The organism is Sorangium sp. So ce321, from assembly GCF_051530195.1.
In the GTDB taxonomy this organism is placed as follows: domain Bacteria; phylum Myxococcota_A; class Polyangia; order Polyangiales; family Polyangiaceae; genus Sorangium.
Map to the genome: position 1 here is coordinate 11,869,221 of NZ_CP150329.1, position 11,169 is coordinate 11,880,389.

10 protein-coding genes are annotated in these 11,169 nt (G+C 69.7%); 6 read left to right on the plus strand and 4 right to left on the minus strand.

Annotated features, from left to right (window positions below; translation table 11 throughout):
• Positions 1–33: 33 nt before the first annotated feature.
• Together WME89_RS44000 and rimI are read left to right on the plus strand one after the other, a co-directional pair.
• Positions 34–1,239, plus strand: a complete 1,206-nt coding sequence (locus tag WME89_RS44000) for a vWA domain-containing protein (protein WP_438005550.1) — start codon at positions 34–36, stop codon at positions 1,237–1,239.
• A complete protein-coding gene (rimI, locus tag WME89_RS44005; protein ID WP_438005551.1) occupies positions 1,236–1,748 on the plus strand; it encodes a ribosomal protein S18-alanine N-acetyltransferase in 513 nt (170 codons plus the stop codon). The genes WME89_RS44000 and rimI overlap by 4 nt, the downstream gene beginning before the upstream one ends.
• Before the next feature lie 6 nt (positions 1,749–1,754).
• On the opposite strand, the gene tssM is transcribed toward rimI, so the two are convergent.
• Positions 1,755–4,709 carry a type VI secretion system membrane subunit TssM gene (tssM, locus tag WME89_RS44010; RefSeq protein WP_438005552.1) on the minus strand — a complete coding sequence of 985 codons (2,955 nt, stop codon included), beginning with the start codon at positions 4,707–4,709 and terminating at the stop codon, positions 1,755–1,757.
• Positions 4,710–4,775: 66 nt separating this feature from the next.
• On the minus strand, positions 4,776–5,459 hold the full coding sequence (locus WME89_RS44015) for a hypothetical protein (protein ID WP_438005553.1): 684 nt from the start codon (positions 5,457–5,459) through the stop codon (positions 4,776–4,778).
• A 311-nt stretch (positions 5,460–5,770) separates the two neighbouring features.
• Here WME89_RS44015 and WME89_RS44020 point away from each other — a divergent pair, with 311 nt between their 5' ends.
• On the plus strand, positions 5,771–6,508 hold the full coding sequence (locus WME89_RS44020) for a metallophosphoesterase family protein (protein ID WP_061611099.1): 738 nt from the start codon (positions 5,771–5,773) through the stop codon (positions 6,506–6,508).
• Between the two features lie 106 nt (positions 6,509–6,614).
• Here the strand turns inward: WME89_RS44020 and WME89_RS44025 are convergent, their stop codons facing one another.
• Positions 6,615–7,490 carry a class I SAM-dependent methyltransferase gene (locus tag WME89_RS44025; RefSeq protein ID WP_438005554.1) on the minus strand — a complete coding sequence of 292 codons (876 nt, stop codon included), beginning with the start codon at positions 7,488–7,490 and terminating at the stop codon, positions 6,615–6,617.
• A gap of 107 nt (positions 7,491–7,597) precedes the next feature.
• Positions 7,598–7,840, minus strand: a complete 243-nt coding sequence (gene rpoZ, locus WME89_RS44030; RefSeq protein WP_061611097.1) for a DNA-directed RNA polymerase subunit omega — start codon at positions 7,838–7,840, stop codon at positions 7,598–7,600.
• Positions 7,841–8,001: 161 nt separating this feature from the next.
• Here rpoZ and pyrH point away from each other — a divergent pair, with 161 nt between their 5' ends.
• From pyrH to WME89_RS44045, 3 genes are all read left to right on the plus strand, one after another.
• Complete coding sequence (gene pyrH, locus WME89_RS44035) at positions 8,002–8,763, plus strand: UMP kinase (RefSeq protein ID WP_437503414.1); 762 nt, start codon at positions 8,002–8,004, stop codon at positions 8,761–8,763.
• 135 nt (positions 8,764–8,898) lie between these two features.
• Positions 8,899–9,951: a peptidylprolyl isomerase gene (locus WME89_RS44040; protein ID WP_438005555.1), complete on the plus strand. Its 1,053-nt coding sequence runs from the start codon at positions 8,899–8,901 to the stop codon at positions 9,949–9,951.
• Positions 9,938–11,164, plus strand: a complete 1,227-nt coding sequence (locus WME89_RS44045; protein WP_438005556.1) for a KamA family radical SAM protein — start codon at positions 9,938–9,940, stop codon at positions 11,162–11,164. Before WME89_RS44040 ends, WME89_RS44045 begins: the two co-directional genes overlap by 14 nt.
• Positions 11,165–11,169: the final 5 nt, after the last annotated feature.

Consider the following 11,169-nt stretch of genomic DNA (forward strand, 5'->3'; position numbering starts at 1 on the left):
GCCAGCGCGGAGGCGCGTGGTACGCTGTTCACCATGAACACGGCCGTGAAGCAGCGGGCCGACGTCTGCGGCATGCTCTTCCGCGTCGGGGCCGCGCTCGCGCTCGGCGCGGTGCTGTCCGCGTGCGCGGACGACGACCTGAAGCAGCGCCCACGCAGCGGCAGCGGCAGCGGCAGCGGCCAGGGGGAGCAGGAGCCGGATGACGGGTTCAACCCGGACGCTGGAGGCTCGAGCGGACCGCCGCCCGTGGATGCGGGGGGGCTCTGCGGCAACCAGATTCATCAGGTGGAGATCGCCGCGGCGCCGAACCTCTACTTCGTCCTCGACGCCTCTGGCAGCATGCTCAGCGCCGCCTCCGCGCGCGCGACGCGCTACGACCGGGTGCACGAGGCCGCGGTCGACCTCGTGCGCAACCTGGGTCCCCTGATCAACGTCGGCGCCGCCGTGTTCCCGCTGGATGCGACCGCCGAGGCGCCGTGCAGGCCAGGCGGCGAGGTGCTCCCTGTCACGCCAGGAGACCCTTTCTCGGACGGCCAGGCGAGTCGCCCGACGACCTCGAAGTTCAGCTCGGCGACGCGCGTCGAACCCCTCGGCGGAACGCCCACCGCGGCGACGCTCGCGGCGCTCAGGCCGAAGCTCGTGGAGCTTCCGGGCAAGACCGTCGTCGTGCTCGCGACCGACGGAGGTCCGAACTGCAACAGCGCCGCGACGTGCGACGCCGAGGAGTGCATCGCCAACATCGAGCAGCAATGCCCCGAAGAGAACTGCTGCGCGCCCTTCGGCCTCTCGGGACCAGGGGGATGCCTCGACCGCGACGACACGGTCGCCGCGATCGCGCAGCTCGCGGCGAGCGGCATCGAGGTCTATGTCGTCGGTATCCCCGGGAGCGAGTTCTACGGCGATGTCCTCGACCAGATGGCGCTCGCCGGCGGCGCGGCGCAGTTCGTGAGCCCCTTCTACTTCAAGGTGGACAACCTCGACACGCTGGGGAACGTGCTCTCGAAGATCGCCAGCATCGTCGTCTCCTGCGAGTTCGACCTTGTCGACCCGCCTCCCGACGACGGCCAGACCAACGTTTACCTGGACGAGGCGCTGGTCCCCTACGACCCGGAGAACGGCTGGCGCTGGAAGTCCTCCGTGGTCGTCGAGCTCCTCGGAGAGGCATGCCAGAAGCTCAAGAGCGGGCGCGTGGGGCAGGTCCAGATCGTCTCCGGCTGCCCCACGGAGGTGGCGAGGTGACGACGAGCTCGATCTCGCTGATCCAGCTGACGGCCGACGCCGCGGACGACGCCGCGCTCGAGGAGGTCGATGCGGTCGCTTCCGCGGCCTTCGAGGTGCCGCAGTTCTCCGCGCGAGAAGAGCTGCGCCGCCCGTGGACACGCTGCTGGGTCGCGCGCGAGGGGCGACGCGCGCTCGCCTTCCTCATCGCGTGGCACGTGGCCGACGAGCTGCACGTGCTCAACATCGCCACCTGCCCGACCGCGCGCCGGCGCGGGCTCGCGACGGCGCTGATGAGCCGGTCGCTCGAGTACGCGCGGCAGCAGCAAGTGCGGCTGCTCCTGCTCGAGGTGCGCCGCTCGAACCGGGCAGCGATCCGACTCTACCGGAAGCTCGGGTTCACGGCGATGGGCGTGCGCCCCCGCTACTACAGCGACAACGATGAGGATGCGGTCGAGATGGTGCTCGCGCTCGATCCGACGACCGGCGCCGTGCAGCCAGGCCGCGACGAGATCCGCATCGAGGTCTGACGCCGCTCAGCGCGGGCCAGCAGCAGCGCCGGAGAAGCGGGACACCGCCGTGAGCGGCGGCAGTCGCGCTGCCACGACCTGGAGAGGGGTCAACAGGAGCGGCCGGAGCAGCGTCTTGGCCCGCTCGTCGAAGGGCTGGAGGAGCGCGTCGGCCTGACGTGTCGCCTCGATCAGCCGGTCGGCCATCAGGCGCGCGTCGACGTTCGGGTTCACATCCTCGAGCCGCTGGATCTCGTCGCGGAGGGAGCTGAGCAGCGAGATGTACCTCGCCAGGGGCGTGTCCGTGATCGGCGCCGAGCCGCTCGGCGCGGTGGGAACGCCGAACTCGACAGTTCGCTTGAACTCGTCCGGGACCGAGCTCGGTCGGTTTCTGATGAGCTTCACGTTGAGGGGGACCTTGACCCTCGTCTTCTGCTCGATCTTCCTCCCGAGCTGCTCTTTGCCGAGCTTGAACAACCCCGAGTCCTCGACCGCGCTGCGATCCCGCTTCCACTGCGTGTTGTCCTCGAGAGCGCGGATGATGCGGAGGTACGGGTAGTCCGGCTTGGCGAGCTCCATGTAGATCTCCTTCGCCTCCTTGAGGTTGGCCGGGGTCCGCACGTTGAGGTCCGCCATCCAGTCGGTCCACTGCGCGATGTATCGGGCGTCGTAGTCGGCAGCGAGGCCGTCCAGGTTCTTGTTGACCGACGTCTCCTCGCCCGGCGCGAGCTCCACGACCCACCGCTCGGCCAGCAGCCGCTCGGCGCCGCTCTCGAGGTTGTCGAGCACCGCGAAGTGCCCCTTCTCGGTGTACGGGCCGTCGATCTCCTTCCAGCGCTTCTCCTTGGCGTAGAGCTTGCTGCCGATGACCTTCAACACGTCGGGGCGGTCGGCGAACATGTCGCCCAGCGTGTGGGGCGGGTACTTGCGGTTCGCGCGGCTGTTGTCGCCCGTCGGGTCGTGCTTCTCCTCGATGATCGCGTTGACGAAGAAGTCGTAGTAGCGCTTCCGCACCGGCACCGCCTGGAGCGTCGCGCGCACGCTCGCGACCAGATCATCCTTCCGCGCGATCGGCGTGACCCGCTTCTGCTTGATGAGCGTCAGGTAGTACTCGACGTGACTCTCGAGCTGCTTCTTCAGGTCGGTCTCGTTGAGGTTCGACGTCGGCCGGAGCACCTCGGCCCAGAGCGAGGTGAACCTGTCCTTCGCCCAGTCGACCTCGAGGTGCTCGACGTCGCTCAGCATCAGGTACAGCTTGAGCTCGTTCCGCTCGCGCAGGTAGTACTCTCCCTTCGCGAGCTTCAGGCGATCCTCGAGCCGCTGCTTGCACGGGATCACGAAGCCGTTCTGCAGGCTCGCGACGTAGACGTGCACCAGCGGAGGGTAGACCGTCTCTCCCTGGAACATCGTCCAGCCCTTCCCGTCCGGGGGGCCATCCTCGCGCGCCTTGTCGATCTCCTGGAGCCGATCCAGCGCCGGCCGCAGCGCGGCGAGCTTGTCCGAGAGCGGTCGCGTGTCCTCCCACCGGATCGCGCTGACGGCGCGCGCGTCCGCCTCGACGTCGCGCAGGAACTCGCGGTTGTTGCTGAACGAGACGAGGCTCGGGATCGCAAGGATGATCCCGAGCGTCGCGGCCGCAGCGCTGATCGCGCCGCGCACGACCCGCTGGCGCCGGATCTCGCTCGCGCTCCTCGCGGCGATGTCCCCGTCCGGGAAGACGACGTTCATGAACACGTCGTGGAGGAAGTAGCTCTTCGACTCGACGTTCTGCTGAGCCGCGGCCTCCTGCGTGCGGATCCCCATCGCCTGGCCCATGCGCTGGAGGACCCGGTCGAGCGGCCTGCCCTCCTGCGTGCCGCTCGTGAAGTAGAAGCCGCGGAAGATGGGCGTGCCCTGGAAGGCGTTGACCATGAAGACGGTCGAGACGAGATCGGACAGGTTCCGGCGGATCCCCGCGAACTCGAGCGGAAACTGGTAGACGCGCTCGCGCACCTCTCGGCTGCGCTCCGTCACGAGCCGCTTCAGCGTCCGGCCGTGGATCTGCTTCGCCAGCGCGTCGAACTCGGCGTCGAAGAGCCTCCCCGGGGCGGTCTTGTCCGCGGTGAGCTTCAGCGTGGCGCCCCACGCCTGGGCGCGGTCGCTCCTGCGCATGTCGCCGAAGAACTCGGAGAAGCCCGCGATGAGATCGCACTTCGTGAACAGGATGTAGACGGGCAGCACCATGTGGAGCTGCGTCATCACCTCGTCGATGCGCGCCCGGAGCTTCTTCCCCATCTGCTCGATGTGCTGCTCGCTCGCGTCGATGAGATCCGTCACGCTCACGGCGACGAGGATGCCGTTGAGCGGGCGCCGAGCGCGGTGCCTGAGCAGCATCTGCAGGAACGCGATCCACTCCTCGTGGTCGTCCTGCTCCGTCGTGTAGCGCCCCGCGGTGTCGAGGAGGATCGCCTCGTTGGTGAACCACCAGTCGCAGTTGCGTGTACCGCCGACGCCGCGCACGCCGCCGCCGTTGCTCGGGTGTGCGTACGGGAAGACCAGGCCGGAGTGCTTCAGCGCGGTCGTCTTCCCCGCCCCGGGCGGGCCGATGATGACGTACCAGGGCAGCGAGTAGAGCGCGGCGCTGCCGTGCTTCTTCCCCTTGCCGAGCTTCGAGCTCTTCAGCGCGCTGATGCCGCCCTGGACCTGCCGCTGGAGCTCCTGGATCTCGGCGCGCCGCTCGGGCCGCGCGTTGAGCGCCTGCTGCGCCCCCTGCTGGACGATCGCCCGCTCGAGCGCGGACGCGGCGCGCCGCGCCCTGAAGCGGCGGAACGCGAAGAGCGCGACGGCGGCGAGCGCGATGACCACGCTCGCCGCGATCGGGATCGCGGTGGACAGGCCAAACGTGAAGTACGCCGCCCACGTGATGAGGAGCAACAGCCCGAAGAGGACCCACAACACGCCGGCGACGATATCACCGGTCGCCGGCGCCGGAGCACATCCCACGCGCGGCGCAACGATCCGCGCGCACCGGACGGCGCCACGGAGCGGAAGCGCGCGGCGGCCGCCGGATCAGTCGTCGCCGCGCTGGTAGTCGCCCGGCCCGAGCGCGGCGTCGGTCTCGTCGCCGGCAGCGAGCCGGCGCGAGCGGATCGCGTCCACGGCGATGTCGATCACCTCGAGCCGTGTCGACGGTGCGTAGTACTCATCTTCCGAGACCGGCGGCAGCTCCGCGAGCCTGGCCGCGACCACCTCGCGGTCCTCGGCCTCCAGATCGAGCGCCGCAGGATCGCCGCTCAGGGGATCTTCGGCCTGGTCCCGCGCGGGCTCGGCGGAAGGATCCCGCGTGAGCGCCTCGCGGACGAAGAGCACGGGGCTGAACGCGAGGTAGACCGACGCGAACTCCACCCGCCAGTACGTCGGGTCTTCACCATCCATGCGCCACCACGATGCGTGCCGTCGGCGGATGACCTCGCCGAAATAGACGCCCGCCATGTGCGCGACCACGGGCAACGCCTCGACCTTCTCCGACGTCGCCCTACGCGCCTGCTCGAGATAGTGATCGAGCACGGGCAGGGTCTCCGGCCGGTAGTCAAGACGTACGCCGAGGGCGCGCTCCACAAACCGCACGCACCCCTCGGCGAGATCCTCCACAGCAGGCGGCGGCGGCGCGACAGCTGCAGCGGACAGAGCAGACTCGACCGGCCGCTCCGCAGAAATCGGAGGCGAGCCTGCACCGTTCTGTTTGGTATTCATGGGCTCCACGCTATCCTTCTCCTGTGCGGGTGGCCGCTCGTCATCGTGAGCGTGGTGATCGTGCCGAAAGCGTCTGGGCGATCTCTGCCACCCCGTGCAAAACAAGCAGCCGGCCCTCGAGCCTCCGCAACGAGGCCCACGAGAACGAGAACGAGAACGAGGTGCCGGGTGCAGTGGAAGTATGAGCCACCGGAACTGCTCCGAGGAGCTGGGGACACCCAGCTCCAGCCCGACCGGCCCGGCTGTGGATTCGGGTTTGAATTCCTAACGGAAGTCGAGGCCTTCGTGCTAAGCTCCGCCCTCGCGTCGAAATGAGACTCGGGATCTTCAGCGATACCCACGCCAACTACGAGGCGCTTAGCGCTGTGCTCGAGTCGTACCGCCATGAACGCATCGACGTGTACTACTGCCTCGGGGACACGGTCGGCTACGGCGGTTCGCCCAACGAGTGCGCGGATCTCGTCCGCAAGGTCGCCAAGAAGACGATCCTCGGCAACCACGACGCGGCCGTCGCTGGCCGGATGGACTACTCGTATTACTACGAGGCCGCCCGGCAGGCGCTGGACACCCACGCTGCGATGCTCTCCTCCGAGAACGCGGCCTGGCTCCGGAGCCTGACGTACCAGGAGAAGCTGACGGACATCAACGTCGACCTCTGCCACGGCTCGCCCGTCCGCCTCGAGGAGTTCGAGTACATCTTCGCCCCCGAGCAGGCGCGCGAGTGCCTGCCCATGTGGAACGAGCTCGGTCACATCACGCTGATCGGCCACTCCCACCTCTGCAAGGTGTTCGCGCTCACGCCGACCAGCGTCGAGGAGCTCCCCGCGGTGGACTTCCAGCTCGAGCAGGGGCGCAAGTACATCGTGAGCGTAGGGTCGGTGGGACAGCCGCGGGACTACGACAACCGCGCGAGCTACACGATCTACGACAGCGACACGAAGCGCTTCGAGTTCAAGCGCGTCGAGTACGACATCGAGACGGCGGCGGAGAAGGTGCTGCGCGCCAAGCTCGAGCGCAACTTCGCCCACCGGCTCTATATCGGCGTCTGATCCAGGTCGGCAGGCGCGCTCCGCGCGCGCCACGATGGCTCATCTCGCCGGGCTCGCTCGACCCCCGCGCCGCGTGCGGCCGCCCAGGTGGCCGCGCGGCTTGCGGCTACCCCTGACGGCGACCAGCTCGCACGGAGCGCCGCGGCCGGCAGTGATAGAGCAGCATGCTCGTCTGGTTGTCGGGCGGCGCCGCGGAAAAGTCGCTGCGGAGCGCCGTGAGCTCGAAGCCGTTGTAGTGGAGCAAGGCTTCGAGCTCCTGCGGGTAGAACTGACGGTGGGCGAGCGGCGTCATCCAGCGCTCGCCGCCGCTCACGGGCGAGAACTCCATGGAAACGAAGAGGATCTGCCTGACCTTGTCGTAGTCGAACCGCTCCGTGTACCGGACGACCTCGCCCGGACCATCCGTTGCGGGGTACCGGAAGCGCGGCGTGGCGTAGGCGCGATCCGGATCGCGCGCGAGCTCGGCCGGCTCGGGCATGGAGACGTCGAAGACGAGCTCGCCCCGCGGCGTCAGGTGCTCGCGCGCTCGCGCGAGGAACCGCTCCACGTCCGCGCGCGTGTAAAGGTGCAGGAAGGCGTTGAAGGGGCAGATCACCAGCGGAAAGCGGCGCCCTAGCCGCAGCGCCCGCATGTCGCCGCGCCGGAGGCTCACGCGAGACGAGACGTCGCGCGGCTCTCGCCCGAGCTGCGCGCGCAGATCGCCGAGCATCGGCGCCGACAGATCCACGCCCGTGATCCGGACCCCTGCCCTCGCGACAGGCAGCGTGATCCGCCCGTTGCCGCAGCCGTACTCGAGCACCGGCCCCGCGGACGCCGCGGCGAGGTCCACGTAGTAGCGGACGTCGTCCTGGCGCCGCGCGTACGTCTTCGCGTAGTACGCCGGATCTTCGTAGTGGGCCGACGTCCCTGCTTCGAGCTCCGGATCGCGGCGCTGGCCGGAGCTCGAAGCGCTCCTTCGTCGCGGGATGGCTGCCTCTTTCATGCGAAGCGACAGGTCAGGCACAGCGCTGGCACGAAGAGGGAGGCGAGCGCTGGGACAGAGCCCTCACGAAGGCGTGCGTCGCCCGAGCACGATCGCCCGATGCGCCGTCAGCGCTGGCCGCCAGCGTTCATCTGCTGGAGCCACTCGGACACGACCTCGTGCGAGCTCCGGTGGAAGTGCACCTTGCCCGCCGCGATCTCGCGAAGGCTGGTCACGGCAGGCTTGTTCTTCGTCTTCACGAGGGTGTCCGCGCCCTTCATGAGCTGCCGCGTCCGGTTGGCCGCAAGCACGACGAGAGCAAAACGATTTTCCTCGCGCTCGAGGCAGTCTTCCACAGTCACACGTGCCATAGGGGGGCCGAGAGTAGCGCCCAGCTCCGACGAGCGCAAGGTACATGCCGGCGCATCGTTCTGGTCTGGTCTGGCCGCGCGGGTGGCTCCGCCGCTCCATCCGGATGACGCGACACGTTGCTCGTTGCCGTCCGCGCATGTCCCGACTACGAGGTGCGACCGTGGCCGCTGAGCAGGACTCCCTTCTACCCCCTCCCCCCCGCCCGGCCCCCGGGCTGAAGTACCGCCGCATCGTGCTCAAGCTGAGCGGCGAGGCGCTCTGCGGCCAGGAAGGCGGGTTCGGCATCCGCCCCGAGACGCTCCACCACGTCGCCGCCGAGATCGCCGAGCTCCAGCGGATGGGGGTGCAGATCGGGATCGTCGTGGGCGGCGGCAACATCTTCCGCGGGCTGAAGGGCGCGAGCGCGGGGATGGACCGCTCCCAGAGCGACTACATGGGCATGCTCGCCACGGTGATCAACGCGCTGGCCCTGCAGGACGCGCTCGAGAAGACGGGCGTGCCGACGCGCGTGATGACCGCGATCGAGATCCGTCAGGTCGCCGAGCCCTACATCCGCCGCCGGGCGATGCGCCATCTCGAGAAGGGCAGCATCGTCATCTTCGCCGCGGGCACGGGCAACCCGTTCTTCTCGACCGACACGGCGGCGGCGCTGCGGGCCATGGAGATCCAGGCGCAGGCGCTGTTCAAGGCGACCAAGGTCGAGGGCATCTACGACCGCGATCCGGTGCGCCACGAGGGCGCGCAGATGTTCGCGCACCTGAGCTACGACCGCTTCCTCGCCGACAGGATCGGGGTCATGGACTCGACGGCGGTCACGCTCTGTCGCGAGAACAAGATGCCGATCCGGGTCTTCAAGCTCACGACCCGCGGCAACATCCTCCGCGTCTGCAGGGGCGAGGAGATCGGCACGATCGTCGACTGAGCACGCGCGCCGAGGCGCTCAGCGCGAGCGACGAGCCAGGACATCCGCAGGCGCGCCGACATGAGCGGGACCGGCGCGCCCCCGAGCCGCGAAGAAACCGTGCTACACCCCGAGCCAGCAATGATCCGAGCTCCGATGCGCCGAACCCTGCTCGCCATCTCGCTCGTCGCGGGCTGCGATGAGCCCGCCCTGCAGGTCCCGGCGGACGCGGGCGATCCGGTCTTCGGGCTCACGGCCGAGCAGTCGGCGCGCGTGCTCGCGAAGGTCGGAGACAGGGTGATCACCCTGGGCGACTTCGGCAGGACGCTGGAGCGGATGGACCAGTTCGATCGGCTCCGGTACCAGACGAAGGAGCGGCGCCGCGAGCTGCTCAGCGAGATCATCGACGCGGAGCTGCTCGCGCTGGAGGCCAGGCGCCGGGGCCTCGACAAGGACGCCATGGTCGAGGACTCGATCCGGCAGATCCTCCGCGAGGCGATGGTCGCCCAGGCGCGGAAGGGCCTGCCCGCGCCGGCCGATATCCCGGCGTCCGAGGTGCGCGCGTACTACGAGGCGAACGCTGACAAGTTCGTCGAGCCCGAGCGGCGGCGCGTCGCCGCCATCGTCGTCGGCGACAAGGCGCTCGGGGAGAAGGTCCTCAAGGAGGCGCAGAAGGCCGGGAGCAGCAGCGCGTGGGGAGAGCTCTTCCTCAAGCACTCGCTCACGGCGCCGAAGGACAAGAGCGCGAGCGCGCCGCTCGACCTCGCGGGCGAGCTCGGCATCGTCAGCCCGCCCGGCGACCCGCGCGGCGCCCACCCGCAGGTCCCGGAGCCGGTCCGCGCGGCCGCCTTCCGCATCGGCAGCGTCGGCGCGGTCAGCGACGCGCTCGTCGAGGCCGACGGCCGGTTCTACATCGTCCGGCTCAGCGGGCTCACGGGTGGACACCGGCGCGAGCTCGCCGAGGCCGAGCGATCCATCCGCGTCGCGCTCCTCCAGCAGAAGATGCAGGACCAGGAGCGCGCGCTCGAGGAAGAGCTGCGGAAGAAGTTCCCCGTCGAGATCAACGACGCGGCGCTCGCCTCGGTGAAGCTGCCGGATCAGCTCGTGACCCCCGGGAGCGCGCCGCAGCCCGACCTCGCAAAGCCACGCGCGCCGCAGCCGGAGCAGGCCGGCGGCGCCGCGACACCATCGAGCCATGCGGACAAATAGCGGTCTCGTCGCCGCCGAGCAGCTCGCCCGGCGGCCCACCAGCAAGGAAGCCGCGGACGCCCACGCCGTCGCGCTGCCGGAGCGCCCCGCGCCGCAGGCTGTGAGCGCGCAGCAGGGAGCACGCCCGGACGGCGCGAAGCCGCGCAAGCGCGACTGGACGTGGCAGCTGCGCCACGCGCTTTCGAGCGCAGACGAGCTCCACCGCGCCCTGTCGCTCACGCCGGAGGAGCTCGCGGGCGCGAGGCGCGCCGAGAAGGCCGGGCTGCCCATCCGCGTCACCCCCTATTACCTGAACCTCTGCGACAAGAGCGATCCGGCGTGCCCGATTCGCCGGCAGTGCGTGCCGCTCGCAGACGAGGCCGCCGAGGTGCCCGGCGACCTCGTCGACCCCCTCGGCGAGGTCGCCCATGAGGTCGCGCCGCACCTGGTGCAGCGATACACGGATCGCGCGCTGCTGCTCGCGACCGATCGCTGCGCCGTCTACTGCCGCTTCTGCACCCGCTCGCGCATGGTCGGCGACGGCGGCGGCGCGGTGGCGCTCGATCGGCTCGCGCCGGCCATGGCCTACCTCGAGGCGCACCCGGAGGTGCGCGACGTCATCGTGAGCGGCGGGGATCCCCTGACCGTCTCGACGGACCGCATCGTGCGGCTCATCGCCCGGGTGCGGCAGGTCCCGAGCGTCGAGACGATCCGCATCGCCACGCGCGTGCCGGTCACGCTGCCGCAGCGGATCACCACGGAGCTCGTGCGCGCGCTGAAGCCGTACCACCCGCTCTGGGTGATGACGCACTTCAACCACCCGAAGGAGCTCACGCCCGCCGCCGAGCGCGCGTGCAAGCGGCTCGCGGACCACGGCTTCCCCGTCATGAACCAGACGGTGCTGCTGCGCGGCATCAACGACGACGCGACGACGCTGGCGACGCTCTTCCGGGGGCTCGTGCGCTGGCGCGTGCGCCCCTACTACCTGCTCCAGATGGACCAGGTGCGCGGCACCGCGCACCTGCGCACGCCGCTCGCGACGGGCGTCTCGCTCATGGAGCAGCTCCAGGGCCGGCTCACCGGCATCGCGCTGCCAAAGCTCATCGTGGATACGCCCGGAGGGATGGGCAAGGTGCCCGTCGGCCCCGAGTACATCGTTAATCGACAGCCGGGGCGCACCGTCCTCCGCACCCACCGCGGCGTCGAGGTCGAGTACGTCGACCCGCCGGTCTAGCCCGT

Coding starts and splice junctions, on each gene's coding strand:
- WME89_RS44045 (WP_438005556.1), top strand. CDS start 9,938: ATGCGGACAAATAGCGGTCTCGTCGCCGCCGAGCAGCTCGCCCGGCGG.
- WME89_RS44040 (WP_438005555.1), top strand. CDS start 8,899: ATGCGCCGAACCCTGCTCGCCATCTCGCTCGTCGCGGGCTGCGATGAG.
- rpoZ (WP_061611097.1), bottom strand. CDS start 7,840: ATGGCACGTGTGACTGTGGAAGACTGCCTCGAGCGCGAGGAAAATCGT.
- WME89_RS44000 (WP_438005550.1), top strand. CDS start 34: ATGAACACGGCCGTGAAGCAGCGGGCCGACGTCTGCGGCATGCTCTTC.
- WME89_RS44020 (WP_061611099.1), top strand. CDS start 5,771: ATGAGACTCGGGATCTTCAGCGATACCCACGCCAACTACGAGGCGCTT.
- WME89_RS44025 (WP_438005554.1), bottom strand. CDS start 7,490: ATGAAAGAGGCAGCCATCCCGCGACGAAGGAGCGCTTCGAGCTCCGGC.
- WME89_RS44015 (WP_438005553.1), bottom strand. CDS start 5,459: ATGAATACCAAACAGAACGGTGCAGGCTCGCCTCCGATTTCTGCGGAG.